General features: G+C 44.3%; 18 protein-coding genes. 13 read left to right on the top strand and 5 right to left on the bottom strand.

Going from position 1 to position 16,689, the window contains the following annotated elements; translation table 11 throughout:
- The first annotated feature begins 108 nt into the window (after positions 1-108).
- From AAA942_RS15390 to rnhA, 6 genes are all read left to right on the top strand, one after another.
- On the top strand, positions 109-1,638 hold the full coding sequence (locus AAA942_RS15390) for a hypothetical protein (protein ID WP_338221178.1): 1,530 nt from the start codon (positions 109-111) through the stop codon (positions 1,636-1,638).
- Positions 1,592-2,146: a hypothetical protein gene (locus AAA942_RS15385; RefSeq protein WP_338221177.1), complete on the top strand. Its 555-nt coding sequence runs from the start codon at positions 1,592-1,594 to the stop codon at positions 2,144-2,146. The genes AAA942_RS15390 and AAA942_RS15385 overlap by 47 nt, the downstream gene beginning before the upstream one ends.
- Before the next feature lie 229 nt (positions 2,147-2,375).
- Positions 2,376-3,905 (top strand): hypothetical protein, encoded by a 1,530-nt coding sequence (locus tag AAA942_RS15380; RefSeq protein ID WP_338221176.1) that lies wholly within the window; start codon positions 2,376-2,378, stop codon positions 3,903-3,905.
- A 206-nt stretch (positions 3,906-4,111) separates the two neighbouring features.
- Positions 4,112-4,384: a hypothetical protein gene (locus AAA942_RS15375; protein WP_338221175.1), complete on the top strand. Its 273-nt coding sequence runs from the start codon at positions 4,112-4,114 to the stop codon at positions 4,382-4,384.
- 262 nt (positions 4,385-4,646) lie between these two features.
- Positions 4,647-5,228 (top strand): MarC family protein, encoded by a 582-nt coding sequence (locus AAA942_RS15370; protein WP_338221174.1) that lies wholly within the window; start codon positions 4,647-4,649, stop codon positions 5,226-5,228.
- Between the two features lie 24 nt (positions 5,229-5,252).
- On the top strand, positions 5,253-5,711 hold the full coding sequence (gene rnhA / locus AAA942_RS15365) for a ribonuclease HI (RefSeq protein ID WP_338221173.1): 459 nt from the start codon (positions 5,253-5,255) through the stop codon (positions 5,709-5,711).
- Between the two features lie 22 nt (positions 5,712-5,733).
- On the opposite strand, the gene AAA942_RS15360 is transcribed toward rnhA, so the two are convergent.
- From AAA942_RS15360 to yihA, 5 genes are all read right to left on the bottom strand, one after another.
- Positions 5,734-6,957 carry an ATP-binding protein gene (locus AAA942_RS15360; RefSeq protein WP_338221172.1) on the bottom strand — a complete coding sequence of 408 codons (1,224 nt, stop codon included), beginning with the start codon at positions 6,955-6,957 and terminating at the stop codon, positions 5,734-5,736.
- A gap of 149 nt (positions 6,958-7,106) precedes the next feature.
- Positions 7,107-8,231 carry a sugar phosphate isomerase/epimerase family protein gene (locus AAA942_RS15355; protein WP_338221171.1) on the bottom strand — a complete coding sequence of 375 codons (1,125 nt, stop codon included), beginning with the start codon at positions 8,229-8,231 and terminating at the stop codon, positions 7,107-7,109.
- 79 nt (positions 8,232-8,310) lie between these two features.
- Positions 8,311-8,619, bottom strand: a complete 309-nt coding sequence (locus AAA942_RS15350) for a hypothetical protein (RefSeq protein WP_338221170.1) — start codon at positions 8,617-8,619, stop codon at positions 8,311-8,313.
- A 36-nt stretch (positions 8,620-8,655) separates the two neighbouring features.
- Positions 8,656-9,078, bottom strand: coding sequence for a DUF5606 family protein (locus AAA942_RS15345; protein ID WP_338221169.1), 423 nt, complete (start codon positions 9,076-9,078; stop codon positions 8,656-8,658).
- A 38-nt stretch (positions 9,079-9,116) separates the two neighbouring features.
- Complete coding sequence (gene yihA, locus AAA942_RS15340) at positions 9,117-9,728, bottom strand: ribosome biogenesis GTP-binding protein YihA/YsxC (RefSeq protein ID WP_338221168.1); 612 nt, start codon at positions 9,726-9,728, stop codon at positions 9,117-9,119.
- A gap of 121 nt (positions 9,729-9,849) precedes the next feature.
- Here yihA and ubiE point away from each other — a divergent pair, with 121 nt between their 5' ends.
- The 7 genes from ubiE (at position 9,850) to AAA942_RS15305 (ending at position 16,656) form a co-directional block, all read left to right on the top strand.
- Complete coding sequence (gene ubiE, locus AAA942_RS15335) at positions 9,850-10,572, top strand: bifunctional demethylmenaquinone methyltransferase/2-methoxy-6-polyprenyl-1,4-benzoquinol methylase UbiE (RefSeq protein ID WP_338221167.1); 723 nt, start codon at positions 9,850-9,852, stop codon at positions 10,570-10,572.
- Positions 10,521-11,321: a type IX secretion/gliding motility protein PorT/SprT gene (porT, locus tag AAA942_RS15330; RefSeq protein WP_338221166.1), complete on the top strand. Its 801-nt coding sequence runs from the start codon at positions 10,521-10,523 to the stop codon at positions 11,319-11,321. The genes ubiE and porT overlap by 52 nt, the downstream gene beginning before the upstream one ends.
- 138 nt (positions 11,322-11,459) lie before the next feature.
- Positions 11,460-11,672, top strand: coding sequence for a hypothetical protein (locus AAA942_RS15325; RefSeq protein ID WP_338221165.1), 213 nt, complete (start codon positions 11,460-11,462; stop codon positions 11,670-11,672).
- A complete protein-coding gene (locus tag AAA942_RS15320; RefSeq protein WP_338221164.1) occupies positions 11,669-13,081 on the top strand; it encodes a sodium:solute symporter family protein in 1,413 nt (470 codons plus the stop codon). The genes AAA942_RS15325 and AAA942_RS15320 overlap by 4 nt, the downstream gene beginning before the upstream one ends.
- Complete coding sequence (locus AAA942_RS15315) at positions 13,071-14,450, top strand: glycosyl hydrolase (protein ID WP_338221163.1); 1,380 nt, start codon at positions 13,071-13,073, stop codon at positions 14,448-14,450. Before AAA942_RS15320 ends, AAA942_RS15315 begins: the two co-directional genes overlap by 11 nt.
- Positions 14,447-15,889, top strand: coding sequence for an oxidoreductase (locus AAA942_RS15310; RefSeq protein WP_338221162.1), 1,443 nt, complete (start codon positions 14,447-14,449; stop codon positions 15,887-15,889). Before AAA942_RS15315 ends, AAA942_RS15310 begins: the two co-directional genes overlap by 4 nt.
- Complete coding sequence (locus AAA942_RS15305) at positions 15,886-16,656, top strand: 3-ketoacyl-ACP reductase (RefSeq protein WP_338221161.1); 771 nt, start codon at positions 15,886-15,888, stop codon at positions 16,654-16,656. The genes AAA942_RS15310 and AAA942_RS15305 overlap by 4 nt, the downstream gene beginning before the upstream one ends.
- Positions 16,657-16,689: the final 33 nt, after the last annotated feature.

The following is a 16,689-nucleotide window of genomic DNA, read 5'->3' as shown; positions in this document are numbered from 1 at the left end:
TTTAATCAACCACCTAACTCAATTTTATGAAAAACATTTTTGCCCCCCCCCAAGTACAAAAATTTAGGTAGATCCGGATTTTTACCACTTTTGCTTGTCCTGATTACCATGAATTCCCTGCTTACTTCTTGTGTGCAAGAGCCCGAAGCTCCCCGGCTGGAGCCAAATGCGGGGGATCAGCTCGCCAGGGTGAAGTCTTGGTTTGAAGAAAACAAAACTAATCTCCGGCTGCCCGAGCGTGGCTCGAACTTCCGTACGGAATCTCAGGAGTTGATTTTGCCATTTTTTGAAAAAGAACCCGATTGGGACCAATTTCATCACTATTACTTTCCCGATGGGCGGGAGGTATTTGAGGTCAGCCTGGAAAATGCCACCAAATATTTTCCGACAAGTATGCTGGACAGCTTCCCTGACAGAGATCCGGCGGAGCTGGTGATTCAGAATTTACTGTTTGTGAAGCATCCCACACAGGAGCGGTTTGATCCGCTGATTGCGAGGTATTATCCGGATAATCAAGAGTCCCTAGAAGATTTCAAAAGCATCAGTTATGGCGGGATACCCTATGACTGGTCTGGAAAAGTGGATATATGGACCTATGATGAGCGGCACTTTATCGGATTTATATTTGATAATGGAGAATTGACCCACCATTCCACGTATCAGCTTCAGACTTCAATGGGGGAGGCTAGAATCATGGGTGATTGCCGAACGATCATTCGGGAAATATCCAATAATTACACGGGCAGGGATGGAATTGTAGTAGTAAGACCACCCACTGTAGTTGTAGAAGTTGTTTGCACAGGTTCAGGAGGCTATACTCCCTCAGGGAATAATGGGAATGACGGAAGTGATTACCATGACTATGAGCGTCCCCCATGCTGTGATGATCCGGTTCCAGCTCCACCGCGGGACTTGCCTTCCTATGACCCACCGACTATTCCTTCACCAAATACCATTGTCAATCGATTGACCAATCCTTGTGCATCCAGAACATTTAAGCAATTATCAAAGGGAAGTCAGTACCTAACTGCTGCTCCAAATGATTTGGGAGCTTTGGATATATTTCCCGGAATGCTAGACCTTTTTGAACAAAGTGGGAAATTTGATTATCAAATTCAAAATGGGATAGTTCCAAATGGAGCAAATGCGAAAACAGATCTAATTAACGGAATGTTAGTGATAACTATCGATAATAATTATTTAAGTAAAGCAACCTCTTTAAGTTTAGCTCGGACCATTATACATGAAACCGTTCACGCTTACCTTTGGAAGCAAACAAAAATTCAAAGTGATTTAAATTCTTTACAATTGCTAAACTTTTATTGGGAAAAATATAAATCATCCGGTGATGGTAGGTGGCCTGATACCCATCATGCAGCAATGAGTGAGTTTATATTAGGAATGGCAGTTTCACTGTATAACTGGGATAAGAAACACGGTCCCTCGGGAGGAAGTTTGGGATTTGACTATTACTACAAGATGGCTTTTGGAGGATTAGTAAGAGATGATGATCCTACAAAGCTTATTGAAGAAGCTAAGCAATTTATTCCTAAAGGAAGCAGCTGGGCTGAAATCCAAAAAATCTTAAATAATGAAGCAACAGGAACTAATCAAGCTAATGGGACCAAGTGCAATTGATTTCAAATACCTACTACTTGTATGCTTTCTTTTTTGTTTCTTTTTTATCGCAAAAGGTCAGGGAAATGAAAAAAAGGAAAAGTTTACAAATGCTCAATATGAATTTTTGAGGGATGTATTCAGTAATAATTCAAATAAAAAAGCAAAAATTTATTTTGAATCAAAAGATCCAAATTCTTGGATGGGTAAATTTTTTGCCTCTGAAAGTGAAAAAGGAATAGGGACTTGCATGTATGAAGGGTCTTTACTCAAGAATTCAATAATTCAACTTAAAAATGGAGTATATGAAAAAAAGGACTATGATACAAAGAGATTTCCTCAAGGTATTATTCCCGTCAAAAACTCAAGAAAAAAGAAGGGATTACATATTTCTGAGCCTTTGATTGTTGAAACGTATTCATTTCTTTTTGTTTGGGATAGTAGTTATGAAGCTATTGAAATCTATCATAAAGGACATGAGGGAAATTGGAAATTTAAATGTTTCGTAATTCTAAAAGGAGATCTTTGAAAAAAGTAGTTTTGACAAACTTAATCTACAAAAAAGCCCAAATCTCCCGATTTGGGTTTTTTTTTTGCAAATTTTCCTGGAGTACTTGACTTTTAAACAGATTGGTTTAATCTTATCCGAAATTTTAACCAACCACCTAACTCAATTTTATGAAAAACATTTTTGCCCCCCACAGTACAAAAATTTAGGTAGATCCGGATTTTTACCACTTTTGCTTGTCCTGATTACCATGAATTCCCTGCTTACTTCTTGTGTGCAAGAGCCCGAAGCTCCCCGGCTGGAGCCCAATGTGGGGGATCAGCTCGCCAGGGTGAAGTCTTGGTTTGAAGAAAACAAAACTAATCTCCGGCTGCCCGAGCGTGGCTCGAACTTCCGTACGGAATCTCAGGAGTTGATTTTGCCATTTTTTGAAAAAGAACCCGATTGGGACCAATTTCATCACTATTACTTTCCCGATGGGCGGGAGGTATTTGAGGTCAGCCTGGAAAATGCCACCAAATATTTTCCGACAAGTATGCTGGACAGCTTCCCTGACAGAGATCCGGCGGAGCTGGTGATTCAGAATTTACTGTTTGTGAAGCATCCCACACAGGAGCGGTTTGATCCGCTGATTGCGAGGTATTATCCGGACTGTGAAGGCTCTCTTCTGGATTTTAATAGGATTAGCTACAATAATATTTCACCGATATGGAGCGGAAGGTTGGAGCTATTTACCTACGATGAACGATTTTATGTTGGGTTTCGCATTCTGGAAGGGGAATTGGATCATAGCTACCAGTACCAGGTTCATGAAGGAGATAAAAAATTAGATTATTCCAAGTTTGATGTTCGTTGTACTGTTTATTATTATCCGGTGGGATATCAGACCTGTTCTGGCGGATCCTGCCATACGACCATAGAGCGGATGGTAGGGGTGACGAGCTGTTCTGGATCATCCGGGATCAACTCTGGAGGGAATTACGGATTTCCCTCGGGTGGTGGGTCCTCGAGTACGGGGGGTGCCACGGATGGAAATGGGACTTGTAGCAGTTGCTATGATCCGCCGAGCGTGCCAGATCCTAATTTGACAGTAAGGATTGACTTGTCCATTAAATCAAATCCAAGGTTAAATTGCATCACTAATAAAATGTCATTGAATAGGTTTATAAATGAAATTGCAAAATTCACAGGAACTGATAATGACCCGGCGAATACAACGTTAAAATTAGGCCCACTTTCTGGTCCTAATGGCCAAATGAAAAATCTTGGAAACGGTAATTATGAAATTACAATAAACTCCAACGCGGATAATTTGAATCGCCCAGATTTGTTGATCGCTAAAACTATCCTTCATGAGTTGGTTCATGCCGAGATTGAAGAAGCTTTAAGGAAAAAAGGAGTGACAACTTGGGATGATGACTTTGGGAGAAATTTTGACACTTATGTGAAGCTATATATGGGAGATAATGACCAGCATCATGCGTATATGGCAGAGCAATTGCTCAACAAAATGGGAACTGCTCTGATGAATATTCACAAAAACCAGTTTCCAGAGGATTATGATAAGTTTTTGGCTTATAAAAGAAGAAATGGAGAATTCCCGAATGGAATCCCTTTGGATTTCTACAAGAATCTCTGTTGGGAAGGATTACATACTACAAAAGCCTTCAGTGTGATGAGTAAAATCACTACCAATCCGCCGATTTTAAGGCCTTTGGACAAGTATAGGATAGATCAAAAAGATGGAAAAGAATTATTAACAAAACCATGTGGAGGTTAACTTTTTTTCTGATAACACTTCCTTTTTTTTATTTACTATCAAAAAAGGAGGTGGTTTTAATTTTGAATGATTGTAACCATTGGGAACGTTATAATGATCCGTATTATACTCTGCGTTTTTCTTACGATAGACTACCTTATGAATTTCCTTTTATTTCGATGGGTCATAGATGGATCGACGAAGATTATAAACTATCTACTCAATCCATGACCTTCTCGCAAATAATGGAGTCCGACCCGATATATACTTCACAACTTAACCACCATGACTGGAGAAATTTAGCTAGAGAAAATGTGCGGGTTTATATCCTAATTCCTGAAGATTATTGCTCAGAAAAGCGGTTTTTGCATGATCATCAGTTTACCCTTTATGAGGTAAGAGTACATGTTACTGCTAGTGCGAATGATGTGGTGAGCAATCCAAAAGATTTATTTTCGTTTCCTGAGCTGGATACCCTAAGAAGGAAAAAGAAAAATTGACATCCGTCTTTGAGGTCATAGTGGGGTAGGCAGCGGAAAGGTTAAGACCCTGAAAGGAGGAGTCGAGTGATAGAATTCTCAAAAGCCCAAATCCCCCGATTTGGGCTTTTTGAGCTTTTTGCAAAAAGTGTCTTTTTCTTGATTTTTAGATCCTTTCTTCCAAAGGTTTTAAAAAGTCTTAAAGACAGTGATATTCTAAATTTCCCCCGTTCTTTATGGATTGTTCTACACTTAGGCCAAAAGGAATCCTTAATTTTGCCGCATGTTTGATGCGAAAGAAGTCCTGTCCGTTTCCCTGATTCTTTTTTCGGTGATTGATATTCTGGGTTCTATTCCGATTATCATTAATCTCCGCAAAAAAGTAGGTCATATCCAGTCCGAAAAGGCTACCCTGGCTGCAGGGGTGCTGATGATTGCTTTTCTGTTGGTTGGAAAGTCCATTTTGGGCCTTTTTGGTATCGGAGTGGAGGATTTTGCCATCGCCGGGGCCTTGATCATTTTTGCCCTTGGGGCGGAGATGATTTTGGGGATCGAGCTTTTTAAGCCGGATCCGGAGGCTACTTCCAGTGCCTCCATCGTGCCCATTGCTTTTCCCCTGATTGCAGGGGCAGGTACTTTGACTACGATCCTTACTTTGAAGGCGGAATTTGAGCAGATCAATATCGCGATCGGCATATTACTCAACCTGATTTTTGTCTACGTTGTCCTCAAGAGCACCAATTGGCTGGAGCGAAAGCTGGGCAAGACCGGAGTGGATGTGCTGAGGAGGATTTTTGGAATCATCCTCCTGTCCATTGCCGTGAAGATTTTCAAATCCAATGCTTTCCCTATTTCCACCATGTAAGGGTGACCTTTTCCTTTTTTCCTTATGATCAAAATCTATACAGACGGTGCTGCCAAAGGAAATCCCGGTCCGGGGGGATATGGGGTAGTGCTGAAGTTTGGCAAGCATGAAAAAGAGCTTTCTGAGGGCTTTCGGCTCACGACTAATAACCGCATGGAGCTTTTGGCGGTGATCCGAGGACTTCAGGCATTGAATACCACAGAATATCCTGTACAGATTTTTTCGGACAGCAAATACGTGGTCGATGCCATCGAAAGGGGCTGGCTTTGGGGATGGCAAAAAAAGGGCTTCAAGGACAAAAAGAATCCTGACCTGTGGCTGCGATACATTCCCCTTCATCTCAAATTCAAGCCTAAGTTTTTTTGGGTGAAAGGCCATGCCGGTCATCCCGAAAACGAGCGATGCGATCAGCTGGCGGTGGCTGCATCCATGGGGAGTAACCTTCCAGCTGATCTAGGATATGAGCAAGGCTTGGGTAATTGAGATTATTTGAAAGAGATCTTCCTTAACTGTCTCCGGAAAGGAAGTTTTCAATAAATCCTCTCACCGAAACCAAATGGATGGTCTTTCCCTCAATGATTAATTTATCCTCTTGGTCTAAAGTAAGGATGAAGCCTTCTTTTTTTTCAAAAAAGGACATAGCTTCTGTTAAGCCATCTAATTCCCGCTTTTTGTTATCAGCATGGACTCGTTCTGTCACTTGAATGAGCCATTTGCACTGCTTGCTTTCAAAAGCCACAAAATCACACTCTCCTTTTTCTTTGAAATAGAATAAATCCATCCTCTTTTTTCTCAAAATGAGATAGACCAGGTTTTCTAAGAGTCGACCGCTGTCTTTGGAAAAGCTCAGTGAGTTCGCCTTTGCAAACCCCGTGTCGACACAATAGACCTTTTTCGCATTTTTGGAGATACTTTTTTGTGACCAACTGAATTTTGGCAGAAAAAACAGTAAGTAAGAATCCTGCAGCCATGCCAAGTAATCAGAGACTGTGCTCGGAGATCCTACTTTGAAGGTTTTTCGCAGGCTATTAAAACTTGTTGTTTTTCCTACGTTGGCAATCAAAAATAAGGTGATCTCCATCAGTGTTTGGGTATTTTTAATACCATGCCGAATAGCTATGTCCCGAAAAACGATGTCTTTGAGTAGATTCTGAAGGACTTCAGGATTTCTGTCTCTTAAATACTCGGGAAAGCCTCCAGAGATCAGATAATCGAGGAAATTTTCATTTGAGTTTTCAAGGTTACAATAGGCTAAAAACTCTGAATAGGAGAATGGGAGGATTTCATGGGAGAGGTGTCGTCCTGTCAGCTTTGTGCCTAATTCGCTACTTAGAAGAGAAGCATTGGATCCGGTAATGAAAACCTTCCTGCCCCGATCATGAAGTTGCCTTACAAACACTTCCCATCCTTTTACATTTTGGATTTCATCAAAGAAATAGATCGAAACTTCTTCCCCAAAAAGTTCATCCAATTTTGGGAAATCTCCGATTTCAAAATCAAATATTCTTGGGTCTTCAAAATTTAGAAAGGCAAAATCAGTGGTTGTTTCTTCAATGATTTGGCGCATAAGCGTACTTTTTCCGCTTCGCCTGACACCTGTAATCACCTCGATATGAGTATTGGTGGGACTGAATTTTGCTAAGGCTTCCCGCTGAGTCAATCCTTTTATTTTGGAAAGGCTTTTTCTTTGCCCTTCGACAGCTGCTTGCAGATCCTCTTTAAGTATCATCAGATCAAAAATTTGGCTAGTAAAACCTCGGTGTACTTTATAAAAATACAAAAATTTACATTCAAAAAGTAAAAATGTTTACTTTGCAAACGTAAATTATTAAATGATTTTCCTGCTAAATCGCCCAATGTCACCTGTCTAAGGTCCGTCTACTGAATCTCCTCCATCGTGACTACAGGTACGTCTTGATGATTCAAATCCTTCAGCGGATGATATTCTGAGGTCGGATAAGTCCAGCCTTCATCTGTGAGGTTCCACATTAGGGGAGCTAAGTTTTGAACTGCTGCTTTGCAGCCTTGGACGATGGCTCCCATTTTTCCGGTTTGCTTGCTAAGCACCGCTTCATTTTCAATTTCAAAGGGTCCTGAAAAGCCTCTTTGCTTGAGCGTATTGATGAATGCTCTCCAGTCCATGGAGTCTCCTAGTCCGAATCCCGGCAAAGTGGCTTCATAATGGTGTCGATCCCAGGAGTTGGTGCTGTATGGGATTCCCAGTTTCTCAGCCCATTCGGGGCGGATTTGGTGCATGGGATACATATTTCCCCAAAAGGGATCTGGATTGTTTCGGGTGGATTTGACATGAATCCGCTTTAGCCGATCCATATCCGTGTGTTTGATCACTTCCACCGGATCCGTATGCTGCCATACGTCGTGGGAAGGATCGTATATTTCCCCGTGATTTTTCATTGGAACCAACTCGTACATCAGCTTTCGGGCGGCCAATACTCCTGTGAGGTTGTTGAATGTTCCCGTGAATCCTGAACTTCTCCAGCCTTCCATGGGGCAGTTTTCATACAAAACAGTCACTCCCAAATCCGCCGCATAGCGGATAATCGGCCCAAAAATGCGCTGGTATTCCAAAAGGTTTTTTTCAAATCCACCCTCTTCATTTCCCAATTCGTGGTTGTAGCCCACAAAAGTCCCCACCTTCACGTCATTTTCATCGCCTCCCAGGAGATACGCCATTCGGATCAATCGGATCAGGTGGTTTTGGTTTTTTACCCTTTGAACAGGATCTCCTCCGATGAGATTTTCGAAGGCTCCTATCGAAAGCCGGAGTTGGGCGCCATTGAACTTTTCGATCAGGGCTTTTGCTTGTTCCGGGCCAAAGTTTTCATAGTCCAAATGAGTGGCGACAAAGTCGTCCCGGGTTCCGTCTTTTCTGAAAACGCAGAGATCGAGTCCCTGAACGCCGATTTCTTTCGCCTTCTCGATGGTTTGATCCAGATTGAGCTGATCAAAGGCCGAGGTCATGATCCAAATGGGGTTTGCCATGGTTTTTTGGGATTTGCCTCTTAAAATAAAGGGAAAAAAACAGAAACAGGAGGGAATTGATACGAATGGTCCGGAAGCCTTATTTGCTCTCGGAATATCTCCTTCGGATCTCGATTTTCAGCTTTTGCCGGTCCCAAAGCGCTTGGGCAAGGTCAGCAGCGACAAAATCAGGATCGGAGCGATGAAGGATTTGCTTGAGTTTATTTTCATCCAAATCGACTCGGTAACAAATCTGCAGCAACTGCCCCATGTTTCGGTCCATCATGTGACTTACTGCACGGGTGAGTATTTCCACGGCTTTTTCTTCAGAAAATCCCTCTTTTACCTCCGGTAGCTGGAATTCTTTGGATACCAGTTGAAATGTTTCCTGTGCGATCGATTGACTCATAAAAAAACAAGGCCCCGAAAGACTCAGGGCCGGATATTAGGCTTCTTTTTCTTCTTTTGGATTGTCCTGAAGGACTTCAGGAGCCTGCTTTCGGATGATTTGGTACCAGGCGTTGAGTTTTTTGATGTCGGAGGTGTAAACCCTCGCTTCATCAAATTCAGGAAGAATAGACTTTAGAAAAGCCCGAAGTTCAGCGTCTGAGGAACTGGCATCCACTCCGGTATCTCCCTGATATTCGGCTTCGATTTTTTTCATCACGGACTCGAGGGGCTCAGCACCTTCTTCAGTCAGTGTGTAGATAGAAATATCACTCAAAATGGATACTCGGGAGGACATTCCGGCTACAAATTTGGCTTTTTTCTCGTCCAGAGACTCCAAAATCACTCCGGATCGGGTTGGTTTCAATACTCGGTAAAGTCCGGGTTTTCCGGATACGTTTGCAATATCTTTGAAATTCATTGTTGATTATTTTCAGCGTGCAAATATAGAATTATCGCTCAATTAGTCTGGTTTTCTTCGTATTCAATGACCAGTTCTTCAATAAAGGAAGTCAGTTCATCTTTGCCGGTCCCTTTTTCCGCTGAGGTGACAAAGTAATCCGGAGCCTCTTCAAAGATCTCCTCGGTTTTTTTTAAAAAAGCCTTCACGTTTTTGTCTACCTGAGATTTGGACAGCTTGTCAGCTTTGGTAAATACAAGGACGGCAGGGATACCTTCGGTCCCGCACCATAGGAGAAACTCCAAATCGATCTGCTGCGGAGGTAGTCGGCTGTCAATCAGGATAAATACTCCACAGAGGTTTTTTCTTCCGGTCAGATAGCCGCTGATCATGACTTCCCATTTGGCCTTGGTGTCCTTGCTGACTTTGGCGAAGCCGTATCCAGGCAAATCCACCAAATACCAGCGGTCGTTGATATTGAAGTGATTGATCAATTGGGTTTTGCCTGGCTTTTGAGAAGTTTTTGCCAATTCTTTTACCCCAGTGAGCCGATTGATCAGCGAGCTTTTGCCCACATTGGATCTGCCGATGAAGGCAATTTCGGCACGGTCTGGCTTGGGGCATTTCTCGGGTTGGGTATTGCTGACGACAAATTCTGCTTTCTGGATCATGATCGGATAGTTGATCACAAAAATAGGGCTTTATTTCCAAAGGCTTTTCCCTTCCCTATTTCAACAATTTTCTTTAAGTCGGGTTTCTGTAGTAAGTTTGCCCCCTTAAAGAAGATTCGTGATGACCGTAGTACCCTACAAAGACAAACAAGATCCCAAAAAAGCTCAAGTGGCTGAAATGTTTAACAACATCAGTCCAAAATACGATTTACTCAATCATGTGTTGAGTTTGGGAATCGATATCATTTGGAGGAAAAAGGCAGTCAAGATGCTTAAAAATGATCATCCTCAGGTTATTCTTGATATCGCTACGGGTACCGGAGACTTTGCTATCGAAGCCTTGGCCTTGAATCCTGACAAGATCATCGGAGTGGATATTTCAGAGGGGATGCTTTCCGAAGGCCGAAAGAAGATGATCAAAAAAGGCCTTCAGGACAAAATCGAAATGCAATTGGGCGATTCGGAAGGTTTGCTGTTTGAGGATAATAAGTTTGATGCAGTGATCGTTTCTTTTGGAGTCAGAAACTTCGAGAATCTGGAAAAAGGGCTGGCAGACATGTATCGGGTACTTAAGCCTGGAGGAAAAACGGTCATTCTGGAATTCAGTAAGCCCCGAGCTTTCCCGATGAAACAGGCCTACTCCTTCTATTCCAACACCATTTTGCCTCAGGTGGGCAAAATTGTATCCAAGGACAATTCTGCTTATACTTACCTTCCCGAGTCAGTTGAGGCATTTCCTGATGGAGAGGATTTTCTGGCCGTATTGAAAAAAGTCGGATTTCACAGCACCGTATGCAAACCACTCACTTTTGGTATCAGTTCCATCTACGTAGGACAAAAATAGGGCTACTTGGCCTGTTGATTTTTGGATGCATTAATGCGGGAAATGCTCAGGGTCTGTTTGGACTTACGAGCACCTCCGGATCAGACGACAGGACTCTTTCCTATGGTTTTTTTCTGGCCGGTCACACGGCTACCTACCAAATTCGCTATTCGGATGCATTTCTGACTCCGACTAATCCGACTGCGGCAGAGGTTCAGTCCATCTACCCAAAATACACACCGGGATTTTCACTGGGCTTCATGGGCATCTTGAGATTTCATGATCAGGTAAATCTCCTTTTTACTCCAAAAATCGGCTTTTACGAGTACAGAGTAGATGTCAATTATTTCAATCCCCCACTTGGCAACCTGCCTCCGGATAATACCGGTGGTGAAAGTAACCTGGGTATAAGGACTGATGAATTGGTCACGGAAGCCACCATGGTCGAGTTGCCCTTGCTTTTTAAGTACCGTTCTCAGCGATTCAATAATACCCGAATGTATTTCATTGGTGGAGGTAGCTATCAGTTTAGGACCAAGTCTCAGGATGAGGCCAACTTGGATCCGATTGTAACCACCGGACAGGACTTCACCATCGAGGCTGGAATGGGCTTCGAGATCTATTTTCGATTTTTCAAGTTCGCTCCGGAAATCCGCTTTTCCCATGGCTTGAATAATCTTTATGTGCCTGAAAAAACCGATCCTGCCTTTGCCTCAGCAATTGAATCCATCAGAAGAAAGTCTGTGACCATCTACCTCAACTTCCAATAATTCCTCAGATGTACGGAATTGTTTCCGTAGATTCTTAGGCATTTACTTTTTCATTCAAAAAGGCTTTTGAGTGGAATTCGCTACTTTAAGCATGCCTGAATTGATTTCAGGGGATTTTCTATCCAACCCAAAATGCCTATGAATTCCCGAAAATGGATACTCCTCGTATCTTCAGTCGTCTTGTTGACTTTGATTTCTTTCCTTTTCCTTTTTTCCCAAGGAAAATCCCAACCCATGTTGGGTTCAGTGCCTTATGTGTTTTGGGTGAGTTTTTTGGTGACTTGCCTCTTGGTTCTTTTCACTTTTTTGGGATCCAGAGTTTTTCCACATCTTGATTCCAAAGGAAAATGATCGGTTGGCTGCTCTTCTTCTTCCTGCTCTTTTTGGCTTCCCTGGGTTATGCTTCCTATAAGTCCTACCGCAAAAACAGAAGCTCCGAGGAGTTTATGCTGGCAGGTTCCAACATCGGGACGATTCTGGGTTTCTTGACTTTCTCAGCGGCCCTGTTCAGTGCGTTTACCTTTATGGGGATGCCAGATTTCTTCCGGGTGCATGGAGTGGGAGCTTGGATCTTTCTGGGCTTTTCGGATGCCTTGATGGTGTTTTTTATCCTTTGGTTTGGCTATGCCCTTCGCAAAAGAGCCGCTGAAGTTGGCTATCAGGGAGTGGCAGGATTTGTCCAAAGCTGCTTTAAAAACAAGTGGGCAGGGTACCTCGTTTTTGCGAGCTCTTTCCTGTTTTTGATTCCCTATGTGGCAATCCAAATCCGGGGTATTTCCATTTTTCTTAATGCATCCTTTCCGGATTTACTTCCCTATTGGGGCTGGTCGGCACTCTTGGTGATAATCATGCTGGTCTATTCAGAAATCGGGGGACTAAAAGCCATCATGTACTCTGATGCGATCCAAGGAGTGATTCTTTTGGTGGTCATTTGGATCATCGGAGTGACCTGCCTGACCATGGCGGGCGGCGTGGAAGCGGGTACCCAAGCGGTCTTGGAAAGCAATGAAGCTCTCCTTTCTTTGCCCGGACCAAAGGGATTGTTCAGTCCTGCATTTTTGATTGCTTCTACCATCGCAATTATGATGATTCCGGTTTCTCAGCCTCAGTTTACCACACGGTTGGTAGTGATGAAAAACTTAAAATCCGTTCATAAAATGGCCTATGCTGTTGGTATTTTTGCCATTTTGGTGATTTTGCCCACGGCATTCATCGGCCTTTATGGAGCTGTGAAATATCCAGACGCCAGTACAGCTGATTTCCTTTCTTCTGCTTTGCTTTTTGATCAGGCCAACCCGGTAGCGGCTTTGGCTGTGGTAGGTTTGTTTGCTGCCTGTCTCTCCACTACCAATGCCCAGATTTTCGCTTTGGGAACAGAATTGAGGTCTCTTTTGAGCGGAGAGGACAAGCGAAACATGCGCATTACCAAATTGGGAATCCTGATTTTCTCCCTGATTGTCTTGGTATTTTCTTCTCTCATTAGCGATGAATTGGTGCTTTTGGCTCGGGTGAGTTTTGCCGGAACTTCTATGATTGCTCCGGTGGTCCTGAGCGCCGTGATTTTCAAAAATCCCCCCAAGTCGATTCTGATTCTCTCCACATTCGCATTGGGATATTTTGTGCTTAGCCTTTTGGGTTGGGTTCCTGCTGGATTTGCCGGCTTGCCTACCGATGCGGCGATGTACCTGATTTTAATTCCTACCTCAGCCGCTTTAATGTTGGTTCATCATTCTAAAAACAAGAAACTCCATGCAGCTTAATTCCGCAATTGACCTTCAGGCAGTACAAGACCTACTTCCGAGATTTTGGGAGCTTTCCGGCCAAAAAATCAGGGCTATCGAGGCGAGTTTTGACACCTCAAAAGGAGCTCCTGTTTTTACCGAAAAGGGAGTTTATGTCACCCGAGGCTGGACCGAGTGGACTCAGGGGTTTCAATTCGGGTCATCCATTTTACAGTTTGACGCCACTGGTGAAAAGGAATTCCTGGAGATTGGAATGAAAAATACGGTCGAGAAAATGGCTCCTCATTTGACTCATACGGGCGTTCATGACCACGGCTTCAACAATGTGAGTACCTACGGAAATCTGCTCCGACTGATGCAGGAAGGGAAAATCGAGGGTTCAACTTGGGAAAAAGAGTTTTATCGGCTTGCTCTAAAAGTCACCGGGGCAGTCCAGGCAACCCGGTGGACCAAAATCCCCGGCGGAGGTTTTATTTACTCCTTCAATGGACCTCATTCCTTGTTTGTGGATACCATTCGCAGCTGTAGGGCATTGGTGGTTTCCCATCAGTTAGGCCATGTGCTGCAGGGGGAAAATGACGTCAAAATCTCTCTGATTCAGCGGGCCATCCAGCATCTTTTGAGCACAGTACGCTTTTCTGTTTTTTATGGAAAAGGAAGAGACAGCTACGATGTTCCCGGCAGAACAGCCCATGAGATCATTTTCAATACCAATGACGGCAACTGCCGCTGTCCCAATTCGCAGCAAGGCTACACCGGATTCAGTACCTGGACCAGAGGCTTGGCTTGGGCAATTTGCGGAGTCGGAGAGACCTTGGAGATCTTGGATGAAATTATGGAAGACGACTATGCCGCAGTAATCTCAAAGGCAGATTTGATTGCTGAACTCAATCAGGCAGCCATTGCCACTGCGGAGTTTTACCTAGCCAACACCCCAACCGACGGGATACCTTATTGGGATACCGGTGCGCCAAATTTGCATCGGATGGGTGATTACCTCAATCGCCCAGCCGATCCCTACAATGCCTTCGAGCCAGTGGATAGCTCTGCGGCTTGCATCGGGGCGCAGGGTTTGATTCGAATTGGTAATTTTCTCAAATACTCTGACCCCGAGCGATCCGAAAGATACCTTCAGGCAGGAATTCAGGTAGCGGGAGTACTTTTTGCCGAACCTTACCTTTCTACCGAAAAGGATCATCAGGGTTTGATTTTGCATTCGATTTATCACCAGCCCAACGGTTGGGATTATGTCCCGGAAAAAGGAAAAGTCGCCCATGGTGAGTCCAGCATGTGGGGAGATTATCATGCTCGCGAATTGGCCCTGTTGATACAGCGAATGGCTAATAAGGACACCTATTACACCTATCTAAATTGCGTGGCAAAATGAGCGGAAAATACAAACCTCAATATCCCCGGGTGGCCCAGCTAAAGACTGCCAATCTGTTTCGACAGCATTTGGAGAAAGAGCGGATTCCTCTTGAATTTGATGAGGAACTGGAATCGGGAGACAAGTCTCCCTTTGTGAAGCCTCATATTCTCAAATCCGGCAGGAAAATCGGCAATGCGCTTTGCATTCTGCCCATGGAAGGCTGGGACGGGACAGAAGACGGGAGGCCTAGTGAATTGACCAAGCGACGCTGGAGAAACTTCGCGCTCAGCGGAGCCAAATTGCTGTGGGGATGCGAGGCGGTGGCGGTGCGTCCGGAGGGAAGAGCCAACCCCAATCAGTTGATGCTGAATTCCTACACCTTTCCTGATTTTGTGGATCTTTTTGAAATGCTTCAGCAAACCCATCTGGAGCACTTTGGAGATACCTCGGATTTACTGATTGGCTTGCAGCTCACGCATTCGGGACGCTTTTGCAAGCCCAATGACAAAAAGAAAATGGAGCCGAGGATTCTATATCCCCATCCTGTTTTGAATGCCAAGTTTGGACTATCTGAAGATTACCCCGTGATGTTGGATGAAGAAATTGAAGGGATCATTGAGGATTACATCAAAGCCGCAGTTTTAGCTCAAAAAGCCGGGTTTCACTTCGTGGATATTAAGCATTGCCACGGATATTTGGGGCATGAGTTTTTGAGTGCTTACGATAGAGAGGGGAATTATGGGGGAAGCTTTGAAAATCGGACCCGGTTTCTCCAGGAGATAGTGGATGGCATCCGAAAAGCCGCTCCGGGGCTGGAGATTGGGGTGAGGATGAGCATTTTCGATTGGGTTCCTTTTCAGAAAGGGCCTGAGGAAAAAGGTGTTCCAGCCATGGAGGCTCCCTACCGTTACGCTTTTGGAGGGGGTGAAAGCGGGATTCAATCCAAAATGATCGAATCTTTCCAGTTTATGGAAGTGCTGACAGAGCTTGGGATTGAGCTTTTCTGCACCACTGCAGGAAGTCCCTATTATAATCCCCACATTCAGCGCCCGGCCCTTTTCCCGCCTTCTGATGGCTATTTACCCCCGGAAGATCCTTTACATGGAGTCGCAAGGCAGATTCAGGCGACTGCTGAGATCAAGGAAGCGTACCCCGAGTTTTATGTGGTCGGTTCAGCCTATTCCTATTTGCAGGAGTGGCTTCCCCACGTGGGGCAAAATGTCTTGAGGACGGGGAAGGCAGATTCCATCGGTTTTGGAAGAATGGTGTTAAGCTATCCGGATATGCCTGCGGATATTTTGAAAGGAGAGGGGTTGAAGCGGGGGAAAATCTGCCGTACTTTTTCGGATTGTACCACAGCGCCTAGAAATGGGATGATTTCCGGGTGTTTTCCCTTGGACCCGGTCTACAAAGCCATGCCTGAATACGAACAGCTAAAATTGGTAAAAGGAGAATGAGAAAGGTAGCACTAATCACCGGAGGTACCCGTGGCATCGGGCTTGGTATTGCTCAAAAGCTGGCCAAGGAGGGAATAGACTTGGCGCTCAATGGAGTACGTGCCAAAGAAGAAGTGGAGGATGTGATCTCAGATTTGGAAAAAGAGGGCATTCGTGTGGAGTATTTTCCCGGAAATATTGCAGAGCAAAACGACCGAGCAAGCATTTTGAATGGAGTGAAAGAGAAGCTAGGAAAGCTCAATTTCCTTGTCAACAATGCCGGGGTGGCTCCACCGGTCCGGGCAGATGTCTTGGAGGTGGAAGAGGAGGATTTTGATTATTTGATGGATATCAATTTGAGAGGCACTTTTTTTCTTACCCAAGCGGTGGCACGTTGGATGTTGGATCAGAAGAAGGCTTCCCCTGTATCCGATTTCGCATTAGTGAACATCACCTCAGTCTCTGCCAAGTTGGCTTCTACCAATCGGGTGGCCTATTGCATGTCCAAATCTGCACTGTCCATGATGTCTCAGGTATTTGCCGTGCGATTGGCCAGTCAGCGGATTCCTGTCTACGAAATACAGCCCGGAGTCATTGAGACGGACATGACCGCCAAGGTCAAGGAGATTTACGAAGAAAAGATCTCCCACGGACTGACCTTGGAATCGCGTTTGGGAACTCCAGAGGATGTTGGGAAAATCGTCGCAGCCATCCTAAGGGGGGACTTGACTTATGCTACCGGGCAAATTATCGCGGTAGATGGAGGGATGATGGTGGGGAGGCTTTGATTTCGAGTTTGTTTTTTCTGTATATTAGTTGGT

The organism is Algoriphagus sp. oki45 (assembly GCF_036245605.1).
Classification (GTDB): Bacteria; Bacteroidota; Bacteroidia; order Cytophagales; family Cyclobacteriaceae; genus Algoriphagus.
This window is presented reverse-complemented; position numbering and strand designations above follow the sequence as displayed.

Coding starts and splice junctions, on each gene's coding strand:
- AAA942_RS15390 (WP_338221178.1), top strand. CDS start 109: ATGAATTCCCTGCTTACTTCTTGTGTGCAAGAGCCCGAAGCTCCCCGG.
- AAA942_RS15385 (WP_338221177.1), top strand. CDS start 1,592: ATGAAGCAACAGGAACTAATCAAGCTAATGGGACCAAGTGCAATTGAT.
- AAA942_RS15380 (WP_338221176.1), top strand. CDS start 2,376: ATGAATTCCCTGCTTACTTCTTGTGTGCAAGAGCCCGAAGCTCCCCGG.
- AAA942_RS15375 (WP_338221175.1), top strand. CDS start 4,112: ATGACCTTCTCGCAAATAATGGAGTCCGACCCGATATATACTTCACAA.
- AAA942_RS15370 (WP_338221174.1), top strand. CDS start 4,647: ATGTTTGATGCGAAAGAAGTCCTGTCCGTTTCCCTGATTCTTTTTTCG.
- rnhA (WP_338221173.1), top strand. CDS start 5,253: ATGATCAAAATCTATACAGACGGTGCTGCCAAAGGAAATCCCGGTCCG.
- AAA942_RS15360 (WP_338221172.1), bottom strand. CDS start 6,957: ATGATACTTAAAGAGGATCTGCAAGCAGCTGTCGAAGGGCAAAGAAAA.
- AAA942_RS15355 (WP_338221171.1), bottom strand. CDS start 8,231: ATGGCAAACCCCATTTGGATCATGACCTCGGCCTTTGATCAGCTCAAT.
- AAA942_RS15350 (WP_338221170.1), bottom strand. CDS start 8,619: ATGAGTCAATCGATCGCACAGGAAACATTTCAACTGGTATCCAAAGAA.
- AAA942_RS15345 (WP_338221169.1), bottom strand. CDS start 9,078: ATGAATTTCAAAGATATTGCAAACGTATCCGGAAAACCCGGACTTTAC.
- yihA (WP_338221168.1), bottom strand. CDS start 9,728: ATGATCCAGAAAGCAGAATTTGTCGTCAGCAATACCCAACCCGAGAAA.
- ubiE (WP_338221167.1), top strand. CDS start 9,850: ATGACCGTAGTACCCTACAAAGACAAACAAGATCCCAAAAAAGCTCAA.
- porT (WP_338221166.1), top strand. CDS start 10,521: ATGCAAACCACTCACTTTTGGTATCAGTTCCATCTACGTAGGACAAAA.
- AAA942_RS15325 (WP_338221165.1), top strand. CDS start 11,460: ATGAATTCCCGAAAATGGATACTCCTCGTATCTTCAGTCGTCTTGTTG.
- AAA942_RS15320 (WP_338221164.1), top strand. CDS start 11,669: ATGATCGGTTGGCTGCTCTTCTTCTTCCTGCTCTTTTTGGCTTCCCTG.
- AAA942_RS15315 (WP_338221163.1), top strand. CDS start 13,071: ATGCAGCTTAATTCCGCAATTGACCTTCAGGCAGTACAAGACCTACTT.
- AAA942_RS15310 (WP_338221162.1), top strand. CDS start 14,447: ATGAGCGGAAAATACAAACCTCAATATCCCCGGGTGGCCCAGCTAAAG.
- AAA942_RS15305 (WP_338221161.1), top strand. CDS start 15,886: ATGAGAAAGGTAGCACTAATCACCGGAGGTACCCGTGGCATCGGGCTT.